Source organism: Streptomyces sp. JLSY215 (assembly GCF_059682825.1).
Genome location: NZ_CM185022.1, coordinates 8,058,251 through 8,083,266 on the forward strand (window position 1 = coordinate 8,058,251; position 25,016 = coordinate 8,083,266).

Here is a 25,016-nt window from a genome sequence, read left to right on the forward strand (position 1 = left end):
ACTGTGATTGGATACCGGCCACGTCCGCACGTCAAGTAGGCGGCACCGCGCGGGACCGCGGCCGCCACCTCCGAGCAAGGGAGCGGGAGGCCATGACCAGCGCACATGACAACCAGCAAGGGCCGCCTGACCAGTTGGAGCCGGCCACCATCGGGCAGCTCGTCGCGTACGCCGCCGAGGCGTACGGCGACCGGGAGGCGCTCGCCGACGGCGAGGTCCGCTGGACCTTCGCCCGGCTGGAAAGGGAGGTAAACGCCGCGGCACGGGCCGCGCTCGCACACGGCGTACGGCACGGAGACCGGGTCGCCGTCTGGGCACCGAACAGCCGCCAGTGGATCACCGCGGTGCTCGGCGCCGTCTCCGTCGGCGCCGTACTCGTCCCCCTCAATACGCGCTACAAGGCCGCCGAGGCCGCCGACATCGTGCGCCGCAGTGGGGCACGGCTGCTCTTCACCGCACGCGGTTTCCTCGGCTGTGACTACGATGCGATGCTGCTCAACTCCGGTGAGGAACTTGGGGAGTTGCGCGGCACGGTCGTACTGCGGGACGACGGTGAGCCGTCCCCGGGACCGGCGGAAACCGGCACCCCGAGCGAGTCGGGTGGGTCGGGCAGGTCGGGCGGGCGAGCGGGGACAGGCGGGTCCGATACGCCCGTCCCGCCCTATGGGCCCACCCTGACCTACGACGCATATCTGGCGGCCGGCCGCGCCGTCACCGACGCCGAGCTCGCCGCCCGCACCCAGGCCGTCGGCCCCGACGACCTCGGCGACATCCTCTTCACCTCCGGTACCACCGGCCGCCCCAAGGGCGTGATGACCACCCAGGGCCAGACCCTCCGCGTCTTCGCCGAATGGTCCCGCCTGGTCACGCTGCGCGCGGGCGACCGTTATCTCCTCGTCAATCCCTTCTTCCACACCTTCGGTTACAAGGCCGGCATCCTCGCCTGCCTGCTGCGCGGCGTCACCATGCTGCCCGAGGCGGTCTACGACACCGACCGCATCCTGGAGCGGATGGCCGCCGAATCGGTCAGCGTGCTCATGGGGCCGCCCACCGTCTTCCACGGCCTGATCCACCACCCCGAACGCGCCCGCCACCGGCTCACCGCGCTCCGGCTGGCCGGCACCGGAGCCGCCACCGTGCCCACCGAACTCGTCCGCGAGATCCGCGACGTGCTCGGCGCACCCGCTGTCTTCACCGCCTACGGACTGACCGAATCGGCCGGTGTGGTGACCGTCTGCCCCACCGACGCCGACGCCTGGACCATCGCGCACACCGTCGGCCTGCCGCTGCCGGGGACCGAACTGCGCATCGTCGACCCGGCCGGCGAACCGCTGCCCGCCGGCGAGCCGGGCGAGGTGGTCGTCCGCGGCTACCACGTCATGCGCGGCTACCTCGACGACCTGGAGGCCACGGCCCGGACCGTCGACGCCGACGGCTGGCTGCACACCGGTGACGTCGGCGTGCTCGATGACCGGGGTTTCCTCGCCATCACCGACCGGATCAAGGACATGTACGTCGTCGGCGGCTTCAACGCCTATCCGGCGGAGGTGGAACAGGTGCTGCGCGGCCACCCCGACATCGCCGACATCGCCGTCGTCGGCGCCCCCGACGACCGGCTCGGTGAGGTCGGCGTCGCCTTCATCGTGCCCGCGACCGATACCGAACCCGACCCCGACGAGCTGACCGCCTGGACCCGCGAACGGCTCGCCAACTTCAAGGTGCCGCGCCGCTACCACCTGCTTCCGGAACTGCCCCGCAACGCCGGCGGCAAGATCCTCAAGGGTGAGCTGCGCCGCACGGCACGGAAAGGAGACCTCGGCACATGACACTGACCGAGGAACACGAGGAACTGCGTTCCGCCGTACGGTCGTTGCTCGCCCGCCATCCGGATGCGTCGGCGTGGCGCCCGCTCACCGAACAGATCGGCGTGGCGGGGCTGGCGGTACCCGAGGAGTACGGGGGCGCGGGCTGCGGCGCGCTCGAAATCCATGTCGTCATGGAGGAGCTGGGGCGGGCACTGGTACCCGTACCCTTCCTCGGCTCCGCGGTGCTGACCACACAGGCCCTGCTCGCCTGCGGCGAGGGGGAGCTGCTGCCCGCGCTCGCCGAGGGGAGTGCGGTCGGCGCGCTGGCCTGGGCGGAGAACGGCTCCTGGGACCCGGACGCGGTCCAGGCCGGGGCCCGTCGCGCGGCGGACGGGACCTGGCGGCTCACCGGCGTCAAGGAGCACGTCCTTGACGGCGCCGATGCCGATGTCCTGATCGTGGCCGCCCGTGCCGACACCGGCGTCCGGCTGTTCCAGGTGGCGGTGGACGCCCCCGGTCTGCGGCGCGAGCGGCTGGTGACGATGGACTCCTCTCGCCCGCAGGCGCGGATCGTCCTCGACGGCGCAGAGGGGCGGCCCCTCGGCACGGACGGCGACGGCGCCCGCGCGCTGCGCCGGGTACGGGACCTCGGCTGTGTGGCGCTCGCCGCCGAGCAGGTGGGGGCGGCGGAGCGCTGCCTCGAACTGACCGTGGCGTACGCCGGGGAGCGGGTGCAGTTCGGCCGCTCCATCGGCTCCTTCCAGGCCGTCAAGCACCGGCTGGCGGATGCCTATGTACGGGTGGAGGCGGCGCGGTCGGCTGCACTGGGCGCCGCCTTCGCGGCGGCCGAGGGCGCGGCGGAGCTGCCCCGCTACGCGGCCGTCGCCAAATCGGCCTGCTCGGAGGCGTTTTCGGCGGTCGCGGGCGAGATGATCCAGCTGCACGGGGGAATCGGGATCACCTGGGAGCACGACGCCCACCGCTACTTCAAGCGGGCGCACGGCGGCGCGCAGCTGCTCGGTGCACCAGCGCGGCACCGCGAACGGCTCGCGGAGGAGCTGGGGCTGACCGCGAGCGCGAGCCGCTGACCTGACCGCGAGCCGCTGACCTGACCGGGCGACCGCCCCCGTACTACCGGAGCCGATCCGTCGGTGCGGGGGCGGCGCGCGTCAGATCCCACACCCGGACGGTCGTGTCGGGGCCGAGGGTGACCGCGACCGGGACACCGGCCAACTCGGTGACGGTCTGGAGGCGATGCCCGGCGAACGGCTCCCCGAGCTGTTCGCGGCGGGCGAGGTCCCACACGCGGGTGGTGCCGTCATCGCTGCCGGTCACGCCGATCGTGCGCCCGGCGACGGTCGCCGTGCCCAGCGTCCGGATGCTGTCCGTGTGACCGGTCAGGGGCGCTCCCACCGGCTCCTGACCGACCAGGTCCCATATGTGCAGCGCGCCGTCGTCGCCCCCGGCCACCACCACGGCGCGCCCGTTCACCTCGGTGAGCGCGAGCGCCCTGACGACGGGCTCGATGCCGGTCAGCGGCTCTCCCAGCCGCTCCCCGCTGAGGATGTCCCACACCTCGACGAAGGAGTCGTGCCCTCCGGTGGCGGCAACCGGTCGGCCGGCTATGAGCGCGGCGCCCATCCCGCCGTTATAGCTGCCTTCGATCGTCGCGACGCGCTCACCGGTGGTCACATCCCATGCCAGCAGCAGCCCCTCCTCGCTGCTGCTGACGGCCAGCAGCCCCTGCTCGTACGGAACGGTGGCGAGCGAGCAGACGCCCAGCTCATGGCCGGTCCCGGTCTTGCCGATCTTGCGGCCGGTCCGCAGATCCCAGACCCGTACGGCCCCGCCCATCATCTCCTCCTCGAAGCGGGTGAGGTCGAAACGCCCACCGCCCGTGACGACCACGGGCCGGCCCCCGAGGCGGGCCGTCGTGAAGACGGAGACGATCCCCGGTGCGTCGGTCTCGACCTCCGACCTCAGGTCCTCACCGGTGTCGTCGTCCAGCAGACCGACCTCGCGGTACCAGTCGTCCTCGGGTACGGCCGCTTCGAGCTCCAGCGGGCGCTGGGCACACGCGCCCGTGCGGAGGTCGCAGGTCCACAGGATGCCGTCGTCGTCGATGCCGACCCCAACGGGAGCGCCGTCGAGCTCGATGACGGGCGAGGTGTCGCGGCAACCGGCGTGGAGGTGGCCGGAGAGGCCGGTCATCATCCGCTCGTCAATGCGCTCATCAGTCATGCCCCGAACTCTAACTTCCGGCACTGACAGCCGAGTTACGCTCGGGATGGCGCCGGCGGTGCTGCTGGACGCCACCGTGGTGCGGGGCGTGCTGCTGCCCGCAGCGATGGCCCTGCTGGGGGAGCGGGCCTGGCGCGCGCCCCGGTTCGGGCGGGCGCGCGCGGGAGGAGGCCGCCCGGACGTGGGCCGCGACGCCGGTGACGATCGTCGGGCCGTCACCGGCCACCTTCCCTGAGGCCCCACGTCGGGCCCGGCCCGCGACGACTCGTACCGGAGGCGCCGCGGGCTTCGGGAGGCCGGCTAGTCGGCCAGCACGCGCGCCCGGCACTCGGACGGTGTGCCCCATGCGTCCCGCAGTGCGCGGGCCTTGCGGATCCAGAGGGAGAGGTCCAGTTCGTCGGTGTAGCCGAGGGCGCCGTGGAGCTGGAGGGCGGTACGCGCCGCGGTGTACGCCGCCTCACCGGCCGCCACCTTCGCCGCGGCGGTCTCCCGGCCGGCCGACGGGGCGTCCGCCGCCACGGCCAGCGCCGCCGCGTGCACCAGCGGCTGGGCGAACTCCAGGGCGATCAGCGCGTCGGCGAGCCGGTGCTTGACGGCCTGGAAGGAGCCGATGGGGACCTTGAACTGCGTGCGCTGCCCGACGTAGGAGACGGTCTCGGTCAGCAGCGCGCGGCCCAGCCCGAGGGACTGCGCGGCAGTGGCCAGCCGGGCGACCTGGAGGGCGTGTGCGGCGGCCGCGGTCACCGCCGGGCCCTGGGCGAGGACGGTGCCGTCGAGGGGGCGGGACAGCCGCCGCGCCGGGTCGAGGGAGGCCTGGACGGGGCCGTGGCGCTCCGTGAGCCGGACGGTGTCGTCCTGGACGACGAACACGGCGTCGGCGGCGTCCGCGTCCAGCGCGTAGGGGGTCCCGGCGCAGAGGCTGACGACCGTCTCGCCGGACGCGATCCCGGCGAGCCGGTCGCCGGCCACCGCGGCATCCGCCAGGCGGCCCAGGAAGGCGGCCGCGGCGACCGTCTCCACCAGCGGGCCCGGCACCGCATGGCGCCCCAGCTCCGTGAAGGCCACGGAGAGTTCGACGGGCAGCAGCCCCATGCCGTCGTGCTCCTCGGGCACGGCGAGGCCGAACACCCCCGCCGCCGCGAGCCGCGCCCACAGGTCGCGCCCCGGCTTGTGGTCGCCGGACGCCCAGGCCCGCACGGCGGCCGGGGTGCCGGACGCGCCCAGCATGCCGTCCAGCGTGCGGCCGAACTCCCGCTGCTCATCGTTCAGGAGGAACCGCATCACCGGCGTCCCTTCGGCAGGCCGAGCAACCGCTCGGTGATCCTGTGCTGTTCCGGGGGGCAACCCCCGGGCCCCCGGCCGGTCCGGTCCGTGTGGTGGGGGTGGTGTTCTCGTCGGGCGGTGTCGTTGCGTGGGGTCCTGGTTGTCACGCCCGGCGTCCCTTCGGCAGGCCGAGCAGCCGCTCGGCGATGATGTCGCGCTGGATCTCATTGGTGCCGGCATAGATCGGTCCGGCCAGGGAGAAGGTGTAGCCCTCGGCCCAACTCCCGTGTGCGGGTGCGTCATCGGCGTCATCGGCGAGGGTTCCGTACGGGCCGAGCAGGTCCAGTGCGCTCTCGTGCAGCGCGATGTCCAGCTCGGACCAGAAGACCTTGTTCAGGCTCGACTCGGCGCCGATCGAACCTCCGGCCGCGATCCGGGAGGCGTTGGCGTAGGTGAAGAGCTGATAGGCGCGGGCGCCGATCACGGCGTCGGCGACGCGGTCGCGCAGCGCGGTGTCGGACGGGTCCGCGCTCGAACGCCACAGGTCGGTCAGCCGGTCGGCCGCCGCGGTGAAGCGGCCCGGACTGCGCAGGGTCAGCCCGCGCTCGTTGCCGGCGGTGCTCATCGCGACGCGCCAGCCCTGTCCCGGCTCACCGATGACATCCGCGTCGGGGACGAAGACCTGGTCGAGGAAGAGTTCGGCGAAGGCCGGCTTGCCGTCGAGGCGGCCGATGGGGCGGACGGTCACACCGGGTGCGTCCAGCGGGAACATCAGATACGTGAGCCCCTGGTGCGGCTTCGGTGTGTCCGGTTCGCTGCGGAAGAGGCCGAAGGCGCGGTCGGCGAAGGAGGCCCGGGACGACCAGGTCTTCTGGCCGCTGAGCAGCCAGCCGCCGTCGGTCCGCTCGGCCGTCGAGCGCAGCGACGCCAGGTCGGAGCCCGACTCCGGCTCGGACCATGCCTGGGCCCAGATGACCTCGCCGCTCGCCATCGGGCCGAGGATGCGGGCGCGTTGCTCGTCGGTGCCGTGCTCGAAGAGCGTGGGGGCGAGGAGGTTGATGCCGTTCTGGCTGACCCGGCCGGGTGCGCCCGCGGCGTAGTACTCCTCCTCGAAGATCAGCCATTGGAGGATCGAGGCGCCCCGGCCGCCGTACTCCTCGGGCCAGGAGACCACCGACCAGCGGTCCGTGGCGAGCCGCTGCTCCCAGGCGCGGTGGGCGGCGAAGCCCTCCGCGGTTTCCAGGGAGGGCAGCGGGGTGGCGGGGACGTGTTCGGCGAGCCAGGCGCGTGCCTCGGCCCGGAAGGCGTCCTCGGCGGCGGTGAAGTCGAGGTCCATCAGGCACCGGCCTCCTTCATCTTCCGGATGTCCATGCCGCCGAGCGAGTCCTTGGCGGTCTCGGCGTTGTGCGCATGCGCCACGTGATGCAGGCCGAAGACGGAGTCCAGGCCGGTGTGCAGGCCCTGAAGGTCCTCGGCCTGGTTGACGGCGCGCTTGGTCAGGGCGAGACCGAGGCGCGGCATCTCCGCGATCCGCAGCGCCAACTCCTGTGTGCGGTCGGTGAGTTCGTCCCGCGGTACGACACGGTTGACCATGCCCACCTCGTACGCCCGCCGGGCGTCCATCCGGTCCCCGGTGTAGAGGAACTCCTTGGCGATCCGCGGCGGCATCACCCAGGGGTGGGCGAAGTACTCGACGCCGGGAATGCCCATCCGTACGACGGGATCGGCGAAGAACGCGTCGTCGGAGGCGACGATCAGATCGCAGATCCAGGCGAGCATCAGCCCGCCCGCCACACACGCCCCCTGTACGGACGCGATGACCGGCTTGGGCAGCTCCCGCCAGCGGCGGCACATACCGAGATAGACCTCGGACTCGCGGGCGAACCGGCTCTCCGCCCCCGCCTTGTCCGAGTGGTCCCACCACAGCCCCGCCGTGCGGTCGAAGGGGAGGTGGGCGTCGCGCTCGGGGGTGCCGATGTCGTGGCCGGCGGAGAAATGCCGGCCCGCGCCGGCCAGCACCACGACCTTGACCTCGTCGTCGTCCGCGGCGCGGTAGAAGGCGCGGTCGAGGGCGTAGGTCATCGCGGAATTCTGGGCGTTGCGGTAGTCCGGCCGGTTCATGGTGACGGTCGCGATCGGTCCTTGCCGTTCATAGCGCACGGGCTCGTCGTCGTGGGCAGCGGTCATTCCCCGCCCCTCCTTCCCTCACAAGCAACTTCCCTAACAAGTGTTTGGTAGGTTAACGTACCGCCATGAGCAGCGTCGAGGCCCCATCCCACGTCGAGAGCTTCCGCACCGAGATCCGCCAGTGGCTGCAGGCCAACCTCACCGGCGAGTTCGCCTCCCTGCGCGGCCGGGGCGGCCCCGGCCGCGAACACGAGGCCTTCGCCGAACGCCTCGCCTGGGAACGGCACATGGCGGCCGCGGGCTGGACCTGCGTCGGCTGGCCGGTCGAGTACGGCGGCCGCGGCGCCACCCTGGAACAGCAGGTCGCCTTCCACGAGGAGTACGCCCTCGCCGACGCCCCCGCACGCGTCAACCACATCGGCGAACAGCTCCTCGGCCCCACCCTGATCGCCTTCGGCACCCCCGAGCAGCGCGCCCGCTTCCTGCCGCCGATCGTCGCCGTCGAGGAACTGTGGTGCCAGGGATACAGCGAGCCCGACGCGGGCTCCGACCTGGCGAACGTACGGACCCGGGCGGTACGGGACGAGAGCAGCGGCGACTGGATCGTCGACGGGCAGAAGATCTGGACGTCACTGGCCCATGAGTCGCAGTGGTGCTTCGTCGTCGCGCGCACCGAGCCGGGCTCCGCACGCCACCGCGGCCTGTCCTACCTCCTGGTCCCACTGGACCAGGAAGGCGTCGACGTACGGCCCATCGAGCAGCTGACCGGCACCTCCGAATTCAACGAGGTGTTCTTCGACGGGGCGCGCACCCGCGCCGAACACCTCGTGGGCGCCCCCGGCGACGGCTGGAAAGTGGCCATGGCCACCCTCGGCTTCGAGCGCGGCGTCTCCACCCTCGGCCAGCAGGTCGGCTTCCGCCGCGAACTCGAAACGCTCATCGACCTCGCCCGCCGCAACGGCGCGGCCGACGACCCGCTGATCCGCGACCGCCTCGCACAGGCCTGGATCGGCCTGGAGACCATCCGCTTCAACGCCCTGCGGATGCTCGACGGCGTCGCGGCCGGCGCCCCCGGCCCCGAGGCGTCCATCGGCAAGATCTTCTGGGCCACCTGGCACCGCGACCTGGGCGAACTCGCCATGGACATCTGCGGCGCGGGCGGCATGCTGGCCGCCGGGGAGCCCTACGACCTCGACGACTGGCAGCGGCTCTTCCTCTTCTCCCGCGCCGACACCCTCTACGCCGGCTCCAACGAGATCCAGCGGAACATCATCGCCGAGCGGGTGCTCGGCCTGCCCAAGGAGGCCCGCGCATGACCCCCGCACCCCCGCCCCGCTACGTCCCCGGCCACGGCCTGCTCGCCGGCCGCACCGCCGTCGTCACCGCCGCCGCCGGAGCCGGCATCGGCGGCGCCACCGCCCGCCGGTTCCTCGAAGAAGGCGCCCGGATCGTCATCGGCGATGCGCATCCGCGGCGGCTGAAGGAGAGCGCGGACGCCCTCGCCGAGGAGTTCGGCGCCGACAAGGTCGCCGGCCTGCCCTGCGACGTCACCGACGAAGACCAGGTGAACAGTCTCTTTGACCTCGCCGAGGAGCGCCACGGCCGCCTCGACATCCTCGTCAACAACGCCGGCCTCGGCGGCACCGCCGACCTCGTCGAGATGACCGACGAGCAGTGGAGCAAGGTCCTCGACGTGACCCTGAACGGCACCTTCCGCTGCACCCGGGCCGCGCTGCGCCGGATGAAGGCCACCGGCGACGGCGGCGTGATCGTCAACAATGCCTCCGTCATCGGCTGGCGCGCCCAGCGCGGCCAGGCCCACTACGCCGCCGCCAAGGCCGGGGTGATGGCCCTGACCCGCTGCGCCGCCGTCGAGGCCGCCGAGTACGGGGTCCGGATCAACGCGGTCTCGCCCAGCCTCGCCATGCACCCGCACCTGGTGAAGGTCACCACGCCCGAGCTGCTGGCCGAACTCACCGAGAAGGAGGCGTTCGGCCGCTACGCCGAACCCTGGGAGATCGCCAACGTGATCGTCTTCCTGGCTGGGGACTACTCCTCGTACATGACGGGCGAAACCGTCTCCGTCAGCTCCCAGCATGCCTGAGACCCGCCGTCGCGAACTCCTCGCCACCGCGGCGGAGGTGTTCGCCGCCCAGGGCTACAACGCCACCACCGTCCGGCAGATCGCCGATGCGGTCGGCATGCTCGCGGGCAGCCTCTACTACCACTTCGACTCCAAGGAGTCGATGCTCGACGAGATCCTCGGCACCTTCCTGGACGAGCTGTGGGCCGGCTACGACGCGGTCCTCGCCGCCCGGCTCGGCCCGCGCGAGACCATCGAGGCCCTGGTCACCGCCTCCTTCCGGGAGATCGACCGGCACCGTGCGGCCGTCGCGATCTACCAGAAGGAGGCCAAGCACCTGGCCGCCCAGCAGCCGCGCTTCGGTTACCTCGCCACCGCGCAGCGCAACTTCGAACAGGCCTGGCTGGGCACCCTCGAGCGCGGCGTGGCCGCCCAGGTCTTCCGCGCCGATCTCGACATCCGGCTCACCTACCGCTTCGTCCGCGACACCGTCTGGGTCGCCGCGAGCTGGTACCGGCCCGGAGCACAGCACAGCCCCGAGGAGATCGCCCGCCAGTACCTCTCGATGGTCCTGGACGGCATCGCCTTGCGGAACTGACCGGCACATCCGCAGAATCATCACCAAGGAGACCCTCATGGCCGAGGCCTACATCGTCGATGCACTGCGCACCCCCGTCGGCAAGAAAGGCGGCGGTCTCGCCGCCGTCCACCCCGCCGACCTCGGCGCCCATGTGCTCAAGGCGCTGATGGACCGTACGGACGCCGACCCGGCCGCCGTCGAGGACGTCGTCTTCGGCTGCCTGGACACGGTCGGACCGCAGGCCGGGGACATCGCCCGGACCTGCTGGCTCGCCGCCGGGCTGCCCGAGGAGGTCCCCGGCGTCACCGTCGACCGCCAGTGCGGCTCCTCCCAGCAGGCCGTCCACTTCGCCGCCCAGGGCGTGCTCTCCGGCACCCAGGACCTGGTCGTCGCCGGCGGCGTACAGAACATGTCGCAGATCCCGATCGCCTTCGCCAGCCGTCAGGCCGCCGAGCCCCTCGGCCTGACCGAGGGCCCCTACGCCGGCTCCGCGGGCTGGCGCGCCCGCTACGGCGACGCCCCCGTCAACCAGTTCCACGGCGCCGAACTCATCGCCACCAAATGGGACATCAGCCGGACGGACATGGAGGAGTTCGCGCTCCGCTCCCACCAGCGCGCCGTCCGCGCCATCGACGAGGGCCGCTTCGACCGGGAGATCGTCGCCTACGGGGACGTCACCACCGACGAGGGGCCGCGCCGCGCCACCTCGCTGGAGAAGATGGCCTCGCTGGCACCGGTCGTCGAGGGCGGCCGGCTGACCGCGGCGGTCTCCTCGCAGGTCTCCGACGGCGCGGCCGCCATGCTGCTGGCCTCCGAGCGGGCGGTGGCCGAGCACGGCCTGACCCCCCGCGCCCGCATCCACCACCTCTCGGTGCGCGGCGAGGACCCGATCCGGATGCTGTCCGCGCCGATACCCGCCACCGCGTACGCGCTGAAGAAGGCCGGTATGTCGCTGGACGACATCGACCTGGTCGAGATCAACGAGGCCTTCGCACCGGTCGTCCTGGCCTGGCTCAAGGAGACCGGCGCCGACCCGGAGAAGGTCAACGTCAACGGAGGCGCCATCGCCCTGGGGCACCCGCTCGGCGCGACCGGCGTCCGGCTGATGACGACCATGCTGCACGAACTCGAGCGCACCGGCGGCCGGTTCGGGCTGCAGACCATGTGCGAGGGCGGCGGCCAGGCCAATGTGACCATCATCGAGCGCCTCTGATGCCCGCGCCCGTGACCCACTGGGACGCCGAGACCGATCTGTGCGTCGTGGGATTCGGCGCCGCCGGAGCGTCCGCGGCCCTGGAGGCCATGGACGCCGGCGCCGAGGTCCTCGCCCTGGACCGCTTCGGCGGCGGCGGCGCCACCGCCCTGAGCGGCGGCGTCGTCTACGCCGGCGGCGGCACCGCACAGCAGCGCGCCGCCGGGGCGAGCGACACCCCCGACGCCATGTACGCCTACCTCAAGGCCGAGACCCAGGGCGTGGTGAGCGATGCCGTACTGCGCAGATTCTGCGCGGACAGCGCCGCGAACCTCACCTGGCTGGAGGAGAAGGGCGCGGTCTTCGAGGGCACCCTCTGCCCGTTCAAGACCTCCTACCCCACGGACGACTACCTCCTCTACCACTCGGGCAACGAGCAGTTCCCGCCCTACCGCGACGCGGCACCGCCCGCACCCCGCGGCCACCGCACCAAGGCCAAGGGGCTCGCCTCGGGCAAAGTGCTCTTCGGGCATCTCGCGGCGGCGGCCCGCGCCCGCGGCGTCACCCTCGTCCCCCGGGCCCGCGCCCGGCGCCTGATCCTCGACGGGGACCGGGTCGTGGGCGTGGAGTACGGCCGGCTGACCGGCGCCGCGGCCCGTGCCCACCAGGCGCTGTCCGCCCCCCTGGGCAAGGGCAGCAACTACTACCCGCAGGGCGTGGGCGCCCTCGTCCGCGCGGTGCGGCGGCTGGAGGCCCGCGCCCCGACCTTCACCGTACGGGCCCGCCGCGGCGTGGTCCTCGCCGCGGGCGGCTTCGCGTTCAACCCGCGGATGCTGTCCGAGCACGCCCCGCAGTACCTGCCGGGCCGGCCGCTCGGCACCATCGGCGACGACGGGTCCGGCATCCGGCTCGGCACCTCGGTGGGCGGCGCGACCGCCCACCTCGACCGGGTGTCGGCCTGGCGCTTCTTCTCCCCGCCCACCTCGCTCGGCCGCGGTCTGCTCGTCGACCGGGCGGGCCGGCGGATCTGCAACGAGCTGCTCTACGGCGCGGCCATCGGCGACCACATGGTCAACCACCATGACGGACACGCCTACCTGGTCGTCGACCGCGCGATCTGGGAACGGGCCAGGAAGGAGCTGCGCACCCAGACCGTCTTCTTCCAGAAGGCGCAGATGGGCTATCTGTTCGCCCTCGGCCACGACAAGGCCGCCACCCCCGCGGCCGCCGCGGCCCGCGCCGGAATCTCCCCGGACGGGCTGATGCGGACGCTGGAGGCCTACAACGCCTCGGCGCGGGAGGGCCGCCCGGATCCGCTGGGCAAGCCCGCGGAGTACGTCCAGCCGCTGGAGGGCGGCCCGTACTACGTCCTGGACTGCTCGCTCGGCAGTTCGCTGTTCTACCCCTGCCCGATGATCACCCTCGGCGGCCTGCGGGTGCACGACGACTCCGGGCAGGTACAGCGCCCGGACGGCTCGGTCATCGACGGGCTGTACGCCGCGGGCCGCAGCGCGGTGGGAGTCTGCTCGCACAGCTACGTCAGCGGGCTCTCGATCGCCGACGCGGTGTTCTCCGGACGCCGCGCCGGCGCACACGCCGCCGCCCGCTGAACGGGCGGCGGCGAAACCCGGGCCGGGTCAGCGCAGCAGATTGGCGCGGACCCGGCTCACGGTTTTCCCGTCCAGCCCCAGGCCCTTGGCGACGTAGTGCTGGATGCTGCCGTACTCCTGCCGCAGCTCCTTGAGCCCCGCGTCCAGATAGCTCCCGCGCACTTCCTGGAGCGGCCGCAGCAGATCCGTGTCCCGCATCATCCCGGCCTTCTTCAGCCCGGCGTTGACCTTGGCGTCCGCCGGGCGCCGGATGGTGTTGGAGAGCAGATAGTCCCGTTCGGCGGCGGCGTGCGGGACGCCGAGCAGGCGCAGCAGGACGTAACTCAGCCAGCCGGTGCGGTCCTTGCCCGAGGTGCAGTGGAACAGCAGCGGCAGCCGGTCGTCGCGCGCGATGTCCTCGATGGTCGCCGCGAACTGGTCGCGGTTGCGGGCGTTGCTGACGAAGCCCGGGTAGATCTCCCGCATCCGCCGCTCGGCCCGGCCGCCGCCCAGCCGTTTCCGCTGCTCGGCCGGGTCCTTGGTGGCGACGGCCGACTGCATCGCCTGGAACAGCCCGGTGTCGTCGACGGGCCGGGAGGTCACCTCCAGGCCGTGCGGCAGGCGGTCCCTGCCGTCGAACCGCAGCTCCGCCGGGACCCGGAGATCGACGACCGTGTGCAGATGGAGACCGGCCAGCGTGCGCAGATCCGCCGGGGTCAGCTTGGCGAGGGAGCCGGCGCGGAAGAGCCTGCCGTAGCGGACCTCCCGGCCGTCGGTGGTGCGATAGCCGCCGAGATCACGGACGTTGACCGCGCCCCGGAGCGCTATGCGGTGGACGGCGGCCGGCGCGGCGGCCTTGGCGTGGGCCTCGGAAGCCTCGTCGGACGGTGCGCGGGCGGCCCGGCCGCAGGCGGCGGTCACGGAGAGCCCGCCGAGCGTGAGGGCGGACCCGAAGAGCAGGGTGGTGGCGCGACGGCGAGTAGGGAACACGCGGCAGCTCCTGTGCAGAGGGGAGGAGAGAAAGGGGGATGGGGGGAGGAGACGGGGAACCCCGTCCCGGACCGGCGCCGTGGCGACAGCCGGCGGGCCGCCGCCCGGAGGACGGTCCGGGACGGGGGAGTGGGGAGTGGGGAGACCGGAAGGTCCCGCTCAGCGGGGCAGGGCCGTCAGCGCCGACCGCGCCTCGGCCATGATCCGGTCGACGAGTTCCGCGCACGACGGCAGATCGTCGATCAGCCCGGCGACCTGGCCGGAGGCCATCACGCCGAGGTCGGTACGGCCGTCGACCATCGACGCCTTCAACAGCATCGGCGTGTTGGCCGCCAGCAGGACCTGACTCCAGGTCAGATCCTTGCCGTGCTTCATCGCCAGGCCGTCGGTGACCATCTGCGCCCAGCTCAGCCCGGACAGCTTCTTGAACGACGCGGCGTGCCGCACCGCCTTGAGCAGCGCGGCGGCGCGCCCGGACTTCTCCAGCGCCGTGACCAGCTCGCTGCGCAGCATCCGGTGCGGCAGGCCGTCCACCTTGGTGGTGACGGTGATGTCCTTGACGGACGCTTCCAGATAGCGGGCCTGTACGCCCTGCGGCACGGTGCTGTCCGAGGTCAGCAGGAAGCGGGTGCCCATGGCGATGCCGGCCGCGCCGTAGGCGAGGGCCGCGACCAGTCCCCGGCCGTCGAAGAAGCCGCCGGCGGCGATCACCGGGATGTCGACCGCGTCCACGACCTGCGGGAGCAGGACCGTGGTGGCGACGTTCCCGGTGTGGCCGCCGCCCTCGCCGCCCTGGACGATGACCGCGTCGGCGCCCCAGGCCGCGACCTTCTCGGCGTGCCGGCGGGCACCGATGGACGGGACGACGATCACTCCCGCGTCCTTCAGCCGGGCGATCAGATCGCGCGAGGGGGCCAGCGCGAACGAGGCGACCCGTACGCCCTCCTCGATGATGATGCCCACGCGTTCGGCGGCATCGCCCGCATCCGCGCGCAGATTGACGCCGAACGGCTGGTCCGTGCGGGAGGCGACCTCGCGGATGGCGGACCGCAGCTGCGCGGGCGTCATGGTGGCCGAGGCGAGGATCCCCAGCGCGCCCGCGTTGGCGGCGGCCGAGACCAGCCGGGGCCCGGCCACCCATCCCATGCCGGTCTGCACGATCGGATGCCGTACCCCGACCAGCTTCGTCAGCGGCGTCGCGAAGCCGGCAACGCCCGCCTCGCCCGGATCGCTTGCCTCGTCCGTACCGCTCGTCCCGCCCGCACTGCTTGCCTCGCCGGCCCCGCTCACGACGGCACCTCGCGGTTGCGCAGTCCCTTCGGGTCGATGACCTCGCGGATCAGCCGCAGCTCCTCGGGGGTGGGCTCGCGGGTGCAGGGCACCTCGTCGGGCCGGGCGAGCGGGAAGCCGGTGGCCTCCGCCGTCTCGTCCACCGTCACGCCGGGGTGCAGGGAGGCCAGGCGCATCGCGCGGTCCGGGGTCTCGAAGTCGAAGACGCCGAGGTTGGTGACCACGCGCGGGATGCGGTGGTAGCGGGTCGCCGACGGGCCGGCCGCGGCCGCGCTGTCGTAGCCGACGCCGCTGATCATGTCGACCTTCTCGACGAAGACCCGGGTCGAGTGCTTGGGCACCCAGTAACTGACCGGATTGTTGAGGGTGTTGACGGGCGCGCCGCGGACGCCGAGCAGCTGGCGGGCGGGCCGCTCCCAGTCGCCGATGCAGGAGATGTTCTGGTTGCCGAACCGGTCGATCTGGCTGGCGCCCATCATGACGTGGCGCTTTCCGCCGGTGACCATGGCCAGGTGCTGGCGGTACGGCAGCCAGCCCTCGGGCTCCCCGTCGAGCCCGACGATCATCGCCTCGCCGTCCGTGAGGAGCAGGTCGGGGGAGAAGGTCCGCTTGGCCAGGCGCGCGCCGATGGACGGGATCAGGCCCATCGGGCTGGCGAGCACCTCGCCGTTGTCCCGCCAGGCGTCGGCACAGGCGATCACGCAGTACTCGGCGCGGGTGGCCGCGCTCACGGTCGTCGTCACTTCTGCTCCTCGTGCCAGGCGTGCACCGCGGACTGGTAGGACTTCTCGTCCGCTCCGGACAGGAAGCGTTCCGCGAACTCGGCCCAGGGCGTGGTCGCGTACAGCTTCTGGAACGGCTCGTCGCGCCCGTAGTCGGGCACGCACGAGGTGAAGTGCGCGCCGTTCGGCGTTTCGACGACGCCGGTGACCGCATGCCGCTTGACGAGAAGGGTCTGCGGGGCGGCGTCCTGGAAGCCGTCCACCAGCTGCTCGCAGGAGACGTACGCGGTGTCCGCGGCCTCGCAGAACAGATCGTCGAAGTAGGGATCGGGCCCCAGGTACTGGCCGTTGCCCAGCCGGTCGGCGCGGTTCATGTGGACCAGCGCCGCATCCATCCGCAGCGCGGGCATCGCGACGAAGGTCTCCCCGTCCTCGTACGGCGACGTCACCGTCTTCAGCTCCGGGTTGACCCGCATGACGTCCGAACCGAGGCCGGCGCGGACGGGGAGGAAGGGCAGGCGGTTGGCGGCGGCGTGCAGGCCCCACATGAACATCGCCTCGTCGACCTCCGTAAGGGTGAACGCACCGCGCTGGCGGGCCGCGCGGAAATGCGGCTCCAGGGGGATGGAGTCGAGGGTCGCGAACGGGGCGATCAGCTTGCGGATCTTCCCGGCGGCGGCGAGCAGGCCGACGTCGGGGCCGCCGTACGAGACGACGGTGAGATCGGTGATCTCGGAACGGAGCAGCGCCCGCACCAGCGCCATCGGCTTACGGCGCGAGCCCCAGCCGCCGATGCCGAGGGTCATCCCGCTGCGCAGGCGGGAGACGACCTCCTCGGGCGTCATGGTCTTGTCGGTCATGAGTCCTCCTTGCCGAAGGTGTCGCGGACGCGATCGGCGACTCCGCTGAGGTTCGCTTCGAAGGTGAAGCCCTGCTCGAAGCGGTAGCTGCGGTGTACGTCGACGGGGTCGATGCCGTTGATGGCGGACTTGGCCAGCCGGATGAGCAGGCCGTCCTTCCGTGCGATCTCGCGCGCCAGCTCCAGCGCCGCGTCCCTGAGCCGCTCGCGCGGGACGACCTTCCAGACCGAGCCGTGGGAGTGCAGTTCGGCGGCGGTGGCGGTGCGCGAGGTGTAGTAGAGCGCCCGCATCAGGTGCTGGGGGACCAGCCGGGCCAGATGGGTGGCCGCGCCGAGCGCGCCACGGTCCAGCTCCGGCAGGCCGAAGGTGGCGTCCTCGCTGGCCACGATCGCGTCCGCATTCCCGACGAGGCCGATGCCGCCGCCCAGACAGAAGCCGTGCACCGCAGCGACGACCGGCACCTCGCACTCGTAGACCGCCGCAAACGCCTCCGCGCAGCCGCGGTTGGCGCCGATCAGCGCGCCATGGCCGCCGGAAGCGGTGTCCCGCTGCATCTCCTTGATGTCGACGCCCGCATTGAAGCCGCGTCCCTCGGAGGTGAGCACGACACAGCGGACGTCGGGGTCGCGGCCGGCCGCCCGGACCGCGTCCGCGAGGTCGTACCAGCCCTGAACGGGAAGGGCGTTGACCGGCGGGAAATCGACGGTGACGACCGCGATTCCCTTGTCCGGCCTGGAGGTGGAGACACCCATGAGCAGATCAGCTACCTTTCCACCAAGCGTTTGTTAGGTAGCGAAGTTAGCAGCGGATCGCGCGCTGCGGGAGGGGTGTCACATGAGCCTGACCCTCGATCTGACCGGACAGGTGGCCGTCGTCACCGGCGGCACCAGGGGCGTCGGCGCGGGAATCGCCCGCGCATTCCTGCAGGCCGGAGCCACCGTCGTGGTCTGCGCCCGCAGACCGCCCGACGTCCCCGTCGAGGCCGCCGGCCGCACCGCGGACTTCCGCCCCCTCGACCTGCGCGACCCGGACGCCGTACGCGCCTTCTTCCCCCAGGTCGCGGCCGACCACGGCCGCCTGGACTGCCTGGTCAACAACGCCGGCGGCACCCCCTACCGCCTCCTCGGCGAGAGCGACGCCACACGGCACGCCCGGGTCGTCGAACTCAACCTCATCGCGCCGATGACCGCCTCGCTCGCCGCGTACGAGGTCATGCGCGCCCAGCCCGACGGCGGCTCGGTCATCATGATCGGCAGCGTCAGCGGCACCCGCCCCTCACCCGGCACCGCCGCCTACGGTGCCGCGAAGGCGGGCCTGGAGAACCTCGCCCGCTCCATGGCCGTCGAATGGGCGCCGAAGGTCCGCGTCAACACCCTCGTCCTGGGCATGGTGCGCACCGAACTCTCCGCCCTGCACTACGGCGACGAGGCGGGCATCGCGGCCGTCGGCGCGACAGTGCCCCTCGGCCGGCTCGCCGAGCCCGCCGAGATCGGCGACGCCTGCGTCTTCCTCGCCTCCGACCGCGCCGCCTACCTCAGCGGCGCCCAACTGCTCGTCCACGGCGGCGGGGAACGCCCTGCCTTCCTCGACGCCGCCACCGTCAACCACTCCAGCACCGCCGACCACCCCACCACCGAAGCCACCAAGGAGTCCTGAGATGACCGGAATCTGCGCCGGACGCGTCGCCGCCGTCACCGGAGCCGGCCGGGGACTGGGCCGCGCCCATGCCCTCGCCCTCGCGGCCGAAGGAGCCCACGTCGTCGTCAACGACCTCGGCGTGGCCGCCGACGGAGCCGGCACCTCCGCCGGGCCCGCCCAGCAGGTCGTCGACGAGATCCGCGCCCGCGGCGGCCAGGCCGTCGCCCACACCGGCGACATCACCACCACCGACGGCGCCGCCTCCCTCGTCACCACCGCCCTCGACGCCTTCGGCCGCCTCGACACCCTCGTCAACAACGCCGGATTCCTGCGCGACCGGATGCTCGTCAACCTCGACGAGGACGACTGGGACGCGGTGATGCGGGTCCACCTCAAGGGCCACTTCCTGCCGCTCAAGCACGCCGCCGGGCACTGGCGCGCCGAGGCCAAGGCCGGGCGGACGCCCGACGCCCGGGTCATCAACACCAGCTCGGGCGCCGGACTCCTCGGCAGCGTCGGCCAGGGCAACTACTCCGCGGCCAAGGCCGGGATCCTCGGCCTCACCTTCGTCGCCGCCGCCGAGATGGGCCGCTACGGCGTCCAGGTCAACGCGATCGCCCCGGCCGCCCGCACCCGGATGACCGAGCAGACCTTCGCCGAGACGATGGCGGCCCCGGCCGAGGGGGAGTTCGACGCCATGGCCCCCGAGAACGTCTCCCCGCTGGTCGTCTGGCTGTCCTCCGCCGCCAGCGACGGCGTCACCGGCCGGGTCTTCGAGGCCGAGGCCGGCCGGATCACCGTGATGGAGGGCTGGCGGCCCGGCCCCACCGCCGACAAGGCCGCCCGCTGGACCCCGGCCGAGGCCGGCGAGGCCGCCCGCAAACTCCTCGCCGACGCCGAAGCGCCGCAGCCGGTGTACGGGGCGCGCTGACGGCACGCCGACGGGGGCGGTGCGGGGTGGCGCGGGCCGGTACGGGGCGGCTCCGGGCGAGCGGGCGGCCGGTTGCGGCGCCCCAACTCCCGCCCGCCCCGCCCCGACCCGGCCCCGCTCCCGGAGTTATGACTGATCGAAATAACCTCACGGCGTCGAAATCCCGCTCAGCGGGAACGCGCGCTCCCCGCCCGCAGGCCACCCCGCTTAGCCTCCCCGGACGAACCGACCGCCCTGCGAAGGACCACTCATGCTCACGGACCGCCAACGGCACCTCGCGGCAGAATTGCTGTGGGACGCCGAGCGCAGCGGCACCCCCGTCGCCCCCCTCGTCGACACCTTCCCGGGCGTCGACGCCGAGGACGCCTACGAGATCCAGCTGATCAACATCCGCCGGCAGTGCACCGCCGGCGCCACCGTCACCGGCCACAAGGTCGGCCTCTCCTCGCCGGTCATGCAGCAGATGATGGGCGTCGACGAACCCGACTACGGCCACCTCCTCGACGGCATGGCACTGCATCAGGACCGGCCCGTGCCCCTCGCCCGCTACTGCGCCCCGCGCATCGAGGTCGAGGTCGGCTTCGTCCTCGGCGACGACCTGCCGGGCGAGGAATGCGAGGTGGCCGATGTGCTCGCCGCCACCGAACGGGTCGTGCCCGCACTGGAGTTGATCGACAGCCGCATCCGCGACTGGCGGATCGCACTGCCCGACACCATCGCCGACAACGCCTCCTCCGCGGGCTATGTGATCGGCGACGGCCGCGACCCGCGCGAGCTCGACCTCAAGGCCATCGACGCGACGCTGCACGACGACACCCAGCAGCTCGCCACCGGCCGCAGCGACGCCGTCCTCGGCGACCCGGCCCGCTCCGTCGCCTGGCTCGCCCGCACCGTCGCCCGCTTCGGCGTGCCCCTCAAGAAGGGCCACCTGGTGCTGCCCGGCTCCTGCACCCGAGCCGTCGACGTGACGGCCGGAGCGACCTTCACCGCCGAGTTCACCGGGCTGGGCTCGGTCTCCCTCTCGTTCATCTGAGGTGATGATGACCAGCAACACCAAGCCGTCCGACACGGCCAAGCCCTCCGCGAAGACCAGGCCGGCCCGCAAGGCCACCGCCGCGATCGTCGGATCCGGCAACATCGGCACCGACCTGCTCTACAAGCTGCAACGCTCCGATGTCATCGAACCCCGCTGGATGATCGGCGTCGACCCGGACAGCGAGGGACTCGCCCGCGCCCGCAGCGCCGGCCTGGAGGCCAGCCACGAGGGCGTCGACTGGCTGCTCGCCCAGGACGAAAAGCCCGACATCGTCTTCGAAGCCACCTCCGCCTACGTGCACCGGGCCAACGCGCCCCGCTACGCCGAACTCGGCATCAAGGCCGTCGACCTCACCCCGGCCGCCGTCGGCCCCGCCGTCGTCCCGCCCGCCAATCTCCGCGAGCACCTCGACGCCCCCAACGTCAACATGATCACCTGCGGCGGCCAGGCCACCATCCCCATGGTCTACGCGGTCTCCCGGGTGGTCCCGGTCCCGTACGCGGAGATCGTCGCCTCGGTGGCCTCCGTCTCCGCCGGGCCCGGTACCCGCGCCAACATCGACGAGTTCACCCGCACCACCTCGCGCGGCATCGAGACCATCGGCGGCGCCGACCGCGGCAAGGCCATCATCATCCTCAATCCCGCCGAGCCACCGGTCATCATGCGCGACACCGTCTTCTGCGCCATCCCCGAGGACGCCGACCGGGCCGCCATCGCCCAGTCCGTCAAGGAGATCGCCGAGCAGGTCGCCACCTACGTGCCCGGCTACCGGCTGCGCACCGAGCCGCAGTTCGACGACCCCACCCCAGTCAGCGGCGGAATGGCGCGGGTCGCGATCTTCCTGGAGGTCGAAGGCGCCGGTGACTTCCTGCCGCCGTACGCAGGCAACCTCGACATCATGACGGCCGCCGCCACCAAGGTCGGCGAGGAGTTCGCGAAGGGTATGCAGGCATGAAGACCGACTCCGGCACGCACACCGTCCCCGCCCCGAAGACCTACTCCGAGGCGCTGGACATCCGGATCACCGACTCCTCGCTGCGCGACGGCTCGCACGCCAAGCGGCACCAGTTCACCGGCGAGGACGTACGGACCATCGTCGCGGCCCTCGACGGCGCGGGCGTCCCCGTCATCGAGGTCACCCACGGCGACGGACTCGGCGGCTCGTCCTTCAACTACGGCTTCTCCAAGACCCCCGAGCAAGAGCTCATCAAGATCGCCGTGGACACCGCACAACGGGCCAGGATCGCCTTCCTGATGCTGCCCGGCCTCGGCGTCAAGGACGACATCCGCGCCGCCCACGGCAACGGCGCGCAGATCTGCCGGATCGCCACCCACTGCACCGAGGCCGACATCTCCGTCCAGCACTTCGGGCTCGCCCGCGAGATGGGCCTGGAGACCGTCGGCTTCCTGATGATGGCGCACTCCACCACCCCCGAGAAGCTCGCCCGGCAGGGCCGCATCATGGCCGACGCGGGCTGCCAGTGCGTGTACGTCGTCGACTCGGCCGGCGCCATGGTCATGGACGATGTCAGCGACCGGGTCGCGGCCCTGGTGGCCGAGCTCGGCGACGACGCCCAGGTCGGCTTCCACGGGCACGAGAACCTGGCCCTGGGTACGGGCAACTCCATCGCCGCCATCAAGGCGGGAGCGCTCCAGATCGACGGTTCCACCCGCCGCCTCGGCGCGGGCGCCGGCAACACCGCCGTCGAGGCACTGGTCGCGGTCTGCGCCAAGATGGGCATCCGCACCGGCATCGACGTACTCAAGATCATCGACGCGGCCGAGGACGCGGTCCGCCCCGTGATGGACGACGAGTGCCAACTCGACCGGCTCGCCCTGCTGATGGGCCACGCCGGCGTCTACTCCAGCTTCCTCAAGCACGCCTACCAGCAGGCCGAACGCTACGGCGTCTCCGGCGCCGAAATCCTGCTGCGGGCGGGCGAACGCCGCCTCGTCGGCGGCCAGGAGGACCAGCTCATCGACATCGCCGTCGAACTCGCGGCACAGAATTGACTCCTCCCCCTCGTAAAAGGGGGATTCCTGGCTCACGTCGCCTGTGGCCCGGCGGGCCGACAGGTCTTACACGATCAGCACCAGCCGGGTATGAGACCAGCCCGGACGAGCATTACGCGGGCGGAGTTCTTATCCCTGGGGGATATGGCTCCGCACGCGGTGCAGGCGTAGGTTCGTTCTGAGAGAGGTAGTGCGTGCTTGGTTCTCGCTCCGCACTGCGCACAGTCCATGGTGGTGTGCGCGGGGTGTACCAGATGCACGGCCCTGCCGTGCTTACGGGCCATCTCGACCAATGCCGCCTTGGTAGCGCCGATCGCGGCGTCGGCTGCCTTGCGGGCCATGGTGGTCTTCGCGAGGAACTTCGGGTGGAGGTCCTCCACCGCAAGGGCGTCGTGGTCGCGGACCACGGACTTCGCCCTTCACCAAGCTCTCGAACTCCGCTCGAGCAGGGGAGACCCCATTCGGCCGGTGTCCTGACGCTGCCGGACGATCTTCTTGTGCAGCTTCGCCGTCTGCTTCTTCGCGGCCCGGTAGCCGTTCGAGGCAGCCTGACCCTTCTTCGGCTTCCTGCGGGCCATCATCCGCTGATAGCGCGCAAGCTTCTGCGCCGCCGTCTTCCCGTGCTGGGCGTGGGGGAGGTCGTGTTCGTCGGATGTGGTGGTCGCGGTTTCTTTGACGCCCCAGTCGATCCCGATCACCGCGCCGGCTTCCGGCAGGTGCTCGGTCACGGCGGGTACGACGAAGGAGGCGTACCAGGCTCCGGTGCTGTCGCGGTAGACACGTACGCTGGACGGGGGCCCGGGAAGGTCCCGCGACCACACAACGGTCACCGCAATACCACCGGCAAGATGCAGGCGGCCGTCCTTCAAGCGGAAGGCACGCCGGGTGTATGCGAGGGTGGGGAGCGCTTCGCGCTTCTTCTCGTACTTCGGCATCCCCGCCCGCTGCCGCATCGGCAACCGGGCCTTGATGTCCTTGAGCGCCTTCGCCCGGGACTTGCCGAAGTCGCGAATCAGCTGCTGCTGCGGAACGCACGCCCCCTCACGCAACCACGGCGTCACGGCGCGCGCCCCGGTCAGCGTCGCCGCGAGCTGCACCGGACCGCACGTCCTCTTCTCGCCGGTGGCCTTGGTGTGCGCGGACACGGCCTTCGACTTGGCCACGCACTCATTCCACACCCTTCCCCAAGCTCTCGAACTCCGCTCGAGCAGGGGATACCCCATTCACCGCGCCCACTCCGCTTCCAGGGCCGTGCGGGCCGTGGACGACACACGAAGACGGTAGGTGTAGCGGGCATACCCGCAACCCTCCGTCGCCTGCGCTGGTGTCGTCACAGTCCTGAACCTACCTGGGAGGACTGACAGTTGAGATTTCTTGATCGTTACGGGTCTCTCGCCACCCGTGCTAGACACCCGGTCGCCCGGCGGCGACCCGGCTATCCCTGCCCTGCTCCGCAGGAGCTTCGCTTCCTCCCCCACCCAAAGGTGGGCGTATCCACGAAGGAGAGACGATGACCGCACTCAATGAAGAGGCCCGTGTCATCGAGGCGGCCGCACTGCCCACCCGGTTCGCCCGGGGCTGGCACTGTCTTGGCCTCGCCGACACATTCAAGGACGGCGCGCCGCACGAGATCGAGGCGTTCGGCACCAAACTCGTCGTCTTCCAGGGCGCCGACGACGGTGAACTGCACATCCTCAACGCCTACTGCCCCCACATGGGCGGCAACCTCGCCCGCGGCAGCATCAAGGGCGACGCCGTGGCCTGCCCGTTCCACGACTGGCGCTGGTCCGGCAACGGCCGCTGCGCCGGCATCCCCTACGCCCGCCGCGTCCCGCCGCGCGCCCGCACCCGCACCTGGATCGCCCTCGAACGCAACCAGCAGCTCTACGTCTGGCACGACCCCGAGGGCAACCCGCCACCGGCCGAGGTCACCATCCCCGAAATCGAGGGCATCGGCACCGCCGAGTGGTCCGGCTGGTCCTGGAACTCGCTGCGCGTGGAGAACTCCAACTGCCGCGAAATCGTCGACAACGTCGTCGACATGGCGCACTTCTACTACATCCACTACTCCTTCCCCACCTACTTCAAGAACGTCTTCGACGGCCACATCGCCACCCAGTACATGGAGTCCTCCCCGCGTGGCGACATCGACCTGACCACCCCCTCCTCGATCGGCGAACTCCGCTCCGACGCCTCGTACTTCGGCCCCTCCTACATGATCGACAAGCTGTGGACCGATGTAGGCGGCGGCGTCGAGATGGAGTCCGTGCTGATCAACTGCCACTACCCCATCGACGAGAACAGCTTCCTGCTGATGTACGGCGCGAGCATCAAGAAGCTCCCCGGTATGAGCGACGAACAGGCCGCCGAGGCCGCCCAGCTCGCCTCCGAGGGCCTCAAGGTCGGCTTCGAGCAGGACGTCGAGATCTGGCGGAACAAGACCCGGATCGACAATCCGCTCCTCACCGAGGAGGACGGCCCGGTCTATCAACTGCGCCGCTGGTACGAGCAGTTCTATGTGGACGCCGCCGACGTCAAGGACGAAATGGTGCGCCGCTTCGAGTTCGAGATCGACACCACCCGGGCCAACGCGGCCTGGCAGGCCGAGGTCGCGGACAACCTCGCCCGCCGCGCGTCCGGAGCCTGAGGTGCGGCC

23 protein-coding genes and 1 pseudogene are annotated in these 25,016 nt (G+C 71.8%); 14 read left to right on the top strand and 10 right to left on the bottom strand.

From position 1 onward, the window contains the following. Positions 1-92: 92 nt before the first annotated feature. Together AC5677_RS35765 and AC5677_RS35770 are read left to right on the top strand one after the other, a co-directional pair. Positions 93-1,826 (top strand): AMP-binding protein, encoded by a 1,734-nt coding sequence (locus tag AC5677_RS35765; RefSeq protein ID WP_497192042.1) that lies wholly within the window; start codon positions 93-95, stop codon positions 1,824-1,826. After that, a complete protein-coding gene (locus AC5677_RS35770) occupies positions 1,823-2,893 on the top strand; it encodes an acyl-CoA dehydrogenase family protein (protein WP_497192043.1) in 1,071 nt (356 codons plus the stop codon). Before AC5677_RS35765 ends, AC5677_RS35770 begins: the two co-directional genes overlap by 4 nt. Positions 2,894-2,936: 43 nt before the next feature. Here the strand turns inward: AC5677_RS35770 and AC5677_RS35775 are convergent, their stop codons facing one another. Next, a complete protein-coding gene (locus tag AC5677_RS35775) occupies positions 2,937-4,046 on the bottom strand; it encodes a WD40 repeat domain-containing protein (protein WP_497192044.1) in 1,110 nt (369 codons plus the stop codon). Positions 4,047-4,092: 46 nt separating this feature from the next. Here AC5677_RS35775 and AC5677_RS35780 point away from each other — a divergent pair, with 46 nt between their 5' ends. Then, on the top strand, positions 4,093-4,281 hold the full coding sequence (locus AC5677_RS35780; protein ID WP_497192045.1) for a hypothetical protein: 189 nt from the start codon (positions 4,093-4,095) through the stop codon (positions 4,279-4,281). A gap of 65 nt (positions 4,282-4,346) precedes the next feature. On the opposite strand, the gene AC5677_RS35785 is transcribed toward AC5677_RS35780, so the two are convergent. The 3 genes from AC5677_RS35785 to AC5677_RS35795 all read right to left on the bottom strand — a co-directional run bounded on the left by AC5677_RS35785 (position 4,347) and on the right by AC5677_RS35795 (position 7,496). Continuing rightward, on the bottom strand, positions 4,347-5,327 hold the full coding sequence (locus AC5677_RS35785) for an acyl-CoA dehydrogenase family protein (protein WP_497192046.1): 981 nt from the start codon (positions 5,325-5,327) through the stop codon (positions 4,347-4,349). Between the two features lie 145 nt (positions 5,328-5,472). After that, positions 5,473-6,645: an acyl-CoA dehydrogenase family protein gene (locus tag AC5677_RS35790; RefSeq protein WP_497192047.1), complete on the bottom strand. Its 1,173-nt coding sequence runs from the start codon at positions 6,643-6,645 to the stop codon at positions 5,473-5,475. Further along, on the bottom strand, positions 6,645-7,496 hold the full coding sequence (locus AC5677_RS35795; RefSeq protein ID WP_497192048.1) for an enoyl-CoA hydratase: 852 nt from the start codon (positions 7,494-7,496) through the stop codon (positions 6,645-6,647). The genes AC5677_RS35790 and AC5677_RS35795 overlap by 1 nt, the downstream gene beginning before the upstream one ends. 65 nt (positions 7,497-7,561) lie before the next feature. On the opposite strand from AC5677_RS35795, the gene AC5677_RS35800 reads away from it, so the two are divergent. The 5 genes from AC5677_RS35800 to AC5677_RS35820 are packed head-to-tail and all read left to right on the top strand — an operon-like array spanning position 7,562 to position 12,901. After that, positions 7,562-8,752 carry an acyl-CoA dehydrogenase family protein gene (locus tag AC5677_RS35800; protein WP_497192049.1) on the top strand — a complete coding sequence of 397 codons (1,191 nt, stop codon included), beginning with the start codon at positions 7,562-7,564 and terminating at the stop codon, positions 8,750-8,752. After that, complete coding sequence (locus AC5677_RS35805; protein ID WP_497192050.1) at positions 8,749-9,540, top strand: SDR family oxidoreductase; 792 nt, start codon at positions 8,749-8,751, stop codon at positions 9,538-9,540. The genes AC5677_RS35800 and AC5677_RS35805 overlap by 4 nt, the downstream gene beginning before the upstream one ends. Beyond that, positions 9,533-10,117: a TetR/AcrR family transcriptional regulator gene (locus AC5677_RS35810; RefSeq protein ID WP_497192051.1), complete on the top strand. Its 585-nt coding sequence runs from the start codon at positions 9,533-9,535 to the stop codon at positions 10,115-10,117. The genes AC5677_RS35805 and AC5677_RS35810 overlap by 8 nt, the downstream gene beginning before the upstream one ends. Positions 10,118-10,154: 37 nt before the next feature. After that, a complete protein-coding gene (locus AC5677_RS35815) occupies positions 10,155-11,312 on the top strand; it encodes an acetyl-CoA C-acetyltransferase (RefSeq protein WP_497192052.1) in 1,158 nt (385 codons plus the stop codon). After that, a complete protein-coding gene (locus AC5677_RS35820) occupies positions 11,312-12,901 on the top strand; it encodes an FAD-binding protein (protein ID WP_497192053.1) in 1,590 nt (529 codons plus the stop codon). The genes AC5677_RS35815 and AC5677_RS35820 overlap by 1 nt, the downstream gene beginning before the upstream one ends. A gap of 27 nt (positions 12,902-12,928) precedes the next feature. Here the strand turns inward: AC5677_RS35820 and AC5677_RS35825 are convergent, their stop codons facing one another. The 5 genes from AC5677_RS35825 to AC5677_RS35845 all read right to left on the bottom strand — a co-directional run bounded on the left by AC5677_RS35825 (position 12,929) and on the right by AC5677_RS35845 (position 17,494). Continuing rightward, complete coding sequence (locus AC5677_RS35825) at positions 12,929-13,870, bottom strand: tyrosine-protein phosphatase (RefSeq protein WP_497192054.1); 942 nt, start codon at positions 13,868-13,870, stop codon at positions 12,929-12,931. 159 nt (positions 13,871-14,029) lie between these two features. Beyond that, positions 14,030-15,061, bottom strand: coding sequence for an NAD(P)H-dependent flavin oxidoreductase (locus AC5677_RS35830; RefSeq protein WP_497196882.1), 1,032 nt, complete (start codon positions 15,059-15,061; stop codon positions 14,030-14,032). A 95-nt stretch (positions 15,062-15,156) separates the two neighbouring features. After that, a complete protein-coding gene (locus AC5677_RS35835; RefSeq protein WP_497192055.1) occupies positions 15,157-15,903 on the bottom strand; it encodes a CoA-transferase subunit beta in 747 nt (248 codons plus the stop codon). After that, on the bottom strand, positions 15,900-16,742 hold the full coding sequence (locus tag AC5677_RS35840) for a CoA transferase subunit A (protein WP_497192056.1): 843 nt from the start codon (positions 16,740-16,742) through the stop codon (positions 15,900-15,902). The genes AC5677_RS35835 and AC5677_RS35840 overlap by 4 nt, the downstream gene beginning before the upstream one ends. Then, positions 16,739-17,494: an enoyl-CoA hydratase family protein gene (locus AC5677_RS35845; protein ID WP_497192057.1), complete on the bottom strand. Its 756-nt coding sequence runs from the start codon at positions 17,492-17,494 to the stop codon at positions 16,739-16,741. The genes AC5677_RS35840 and AC5677_RS35845 overlap by 4 nt, the downstream gene beginning before the upstream one ends. Positions 17,495-17,576: 82 nt before the next feature. Here AC5677_RS35845 and AC5677_RS35850 point away from each other — a divergent pair, with 82 nt between their 5' ends. The 5 genes from AC5677_RS35850 (at position 17,577) to dmpG (ending at position 22,360) form a co-directional block, all read left to right on the top strand. Further along, entirely contained in the window at positions 17,577-18,398 is an 822-nt protein-coding gene (locus AC5677_RS35850) for an SDR family oxidoreductase (protein ID WP_497192058.1), read from the top strand. A gap of 1 nt (position 18,399) precedes the next feature. Beyond that, positions 18,400-19,311 (top strand): SDR family oxidoreductase, encoded by a 912-nt coding sequence (locus AC5677_RS35855; protein ID WP_497192059.1) that lies wholly within the window; start codon positions 18,400-18,402, stop codon positions 19,309-19,311. Between the two features lie 250 nt (positions 19,312-19,561). Beyond that, positions 19,562-20,344, top strand: a complete 783-nt coding sequence (locus tag AC5677_RS35860) for a 2-keto-4-pentenoate hydratase (protein WP_497192060.1) — start codon at positions 19,562-19,564, stop codon at positions 20,342-20,344. Between the two features lie 7 nt (positions 20,345-20,351). Then, on the top strand, positions 20,352-21,302 hold the full coding sequence (locus AC5677_RS35865) for an acetaldehyde dehydrogenase (acetylating) (RefSeq protein ID WP_497196883.1): 951 nt from the start codon (positions 20,352-20,354) through the stop codon (positions 21,300-21,302). Beyond that, on the top strand, positions 21,299-22,360 hold the full coding sequence (dmpG, locus tag AC5677_RS35870) for a 4-hydroxy-2-oxovalerate aldolase (RefSeq protein ID WP_497192061.1): 1,062 nt from the start codon (positions 21,299-21,301) through the stop codon (positions 22,358-22,360). Before AC5677_RS35865 ends, dmpG begins: the two co-directional genes overlap by 4 nt. Here dmpG and AC5677_RS35875 read toward each other — a convergent pair. Then, a pseudogene (locus AC5677_RS35875) lies at positions 22,323-23,583 on the bottom strand (RNA-guided endonuclease InsQ/TnpB family protein). The gene dmpG and the pseudogene AC5677_RS35875 sit on opposite strands and share 38 nt — an antisense overlap. Before the next feature lie 287 nt (positions 23,584-23,870). Here AC5677_RS35875 and AC5677_RS35880 point away from each other — a divergent pair. Next, on the top strand, positions 23,871-25,007 hold the full coding sequence (locus AC5677_RS35880; protein WP_497192062.1) for a 3-ketosteroid-9-alpha-monooxygenase, oxygenase component: 1,137 nt from the start codon (positions 23,871-23,873) through the stop codon (positions 25,005-25,007). Positions 25,008-25,016 lie beyond the last annotated feature (9 nt).

Bases quoted from the DNA above. Each gene is read 5' to 3' on its own strand.
- AC5677_RS35780 (WP_497192045.1), top strand. From the start codon at position 4,093: ATGGCGCCGGCGGTGCTGCTGGACGCCACCGTGGTGCGGGGCGTGCTG.
- AC5677_RS35770 (WP_497192043.1), top strand. From the start codon at position 1,823: ATGACACTGACCGAGGAACACGAGGAACTGCGTTCCGCCGTACGGTCG.
- AC5677_RS35775 (WP_497192044.1), bottom strand. From the start codon at position 4,046: ATGACTGATGAGCGCATTGACGAGCGGATGATGACCGGCCTCTCCGGC.
- AC5677_RS35880 (WP_497192062.1), top strand. From the start codon at position 23,871: ATGACCGCACTCAATGAAGAGGCCCGTGTCATCGAGGCGGCCGCACTG.
- AC5677_RS35840 (WP_497192056.1), bottom strand. From the start codon at position 16,742: ATGACCGACAAGACCATGACGCCCGAGGAGGTCGTCTCCCGCCTGCGC.
- AC5677_RS35790 (WP_497192047.1), bottom strand. From the start codon at position 6,645: ATGGACCTCGACTTCACCGCCGCCGAGGACGCCTTCCGGGCCGAGGCA.
- AC5677_RS35855 (WP_497192059.1), top strand. From the start codon at position 18,400: ATGACCGGAATCTGCGCCGGACGCGTCGCCGCCGTCACCGGAGCCGGC.
- AC5677_RS35860 (WP_497192060.1), top strand. From the start codon at position 19,562: ATGCTCACGGACCGCCAACGGCACCTCGCGGCAGAATTGCTGTGGGAC.
- AC5677_RS35810 (WP_497192051.1), top strand. From the start codon at position 9,533: ATGCCTGAGACCCGCCGTCGCGAACTCCTCGCCACCGCGGCGGAGGTG.
- AC5677_RS35850 (WP_497192058.1), top strand. From the start codon at position 17,577: ATGAGCCTGACCCTCGATCTGACCGGACAGGTGGCCGTCGTCACCGGC.
- AC5677_RS35795 (WP_497192048.1), bottom strand. From the start codon at position 7,496: ATGACCGCTGCCCACGACGACGAGCCCGTGCGCTATGAACGGCAAGGA.
- AC5677_RS35805 (WP_497192050.1), top strand. From the start codon at position 8,749: ATGACCCCCGCACCCCCGCCCCGCTACGTCCCCGGCCACGGCCTGCTC.
- AC5677_RS35800 (WP_497192049.1), top strand. From the start codon at position 7,562: ATGAGCAGCGTCGAGGCCCCATCCCACGTCGAGAGCTTCCGCACCGAG.
- AC5677_RS35820 (WP_497192053.1), top strand. From the start codon at position 11,312: ATGCCCGCGCCCGTGACCCACTGGGACGCCGAGACCGATCTGTGCGTC.
- AC5677_RS35865 (WP_497196883.1), top strand. From the start codon at position 20,352: ATGACCAGCAACACCAAGCCGTCCGACACGGCCAAGCCCTCCGCGAAG.
- AC5677_RS35785 (WP_497192046.1), bottom strand. From the start codon at position 5,327: ATGCGGTTCCTCCTGAACGATGAGCAGCGGGAGTTCGGCCGCACGCTG.
- dmpG (WP_497192061.1), top strand. From the start codon at position 21,299: ATGAAGACCGACTCCGGCACGCACACCGTCCCCGCCCCGAAGACCTAC.
- AC5677_RS35815 (WP_497192052.1), top strand. From the start codon at position 10,155: ATGGCCGAGGCCTACATCGTCGATGCACTGCGCACCCCCGTCGGCAAG.
- AC5677_RS35765 (WP_497192042.1), top strand. From the start codon at position 93: ATGACCAGCGCACATGACAACCAGCAAGGGCCGCCTGACCAGTTGGAG.
- AC5677_RS35845 (WP_497192057.1), bottom strand. From the start codon at position 17,494: ATGGGTGTCTCCACCTCCAGGCCGGACAAGGGAATCGCGGTCGTCACC.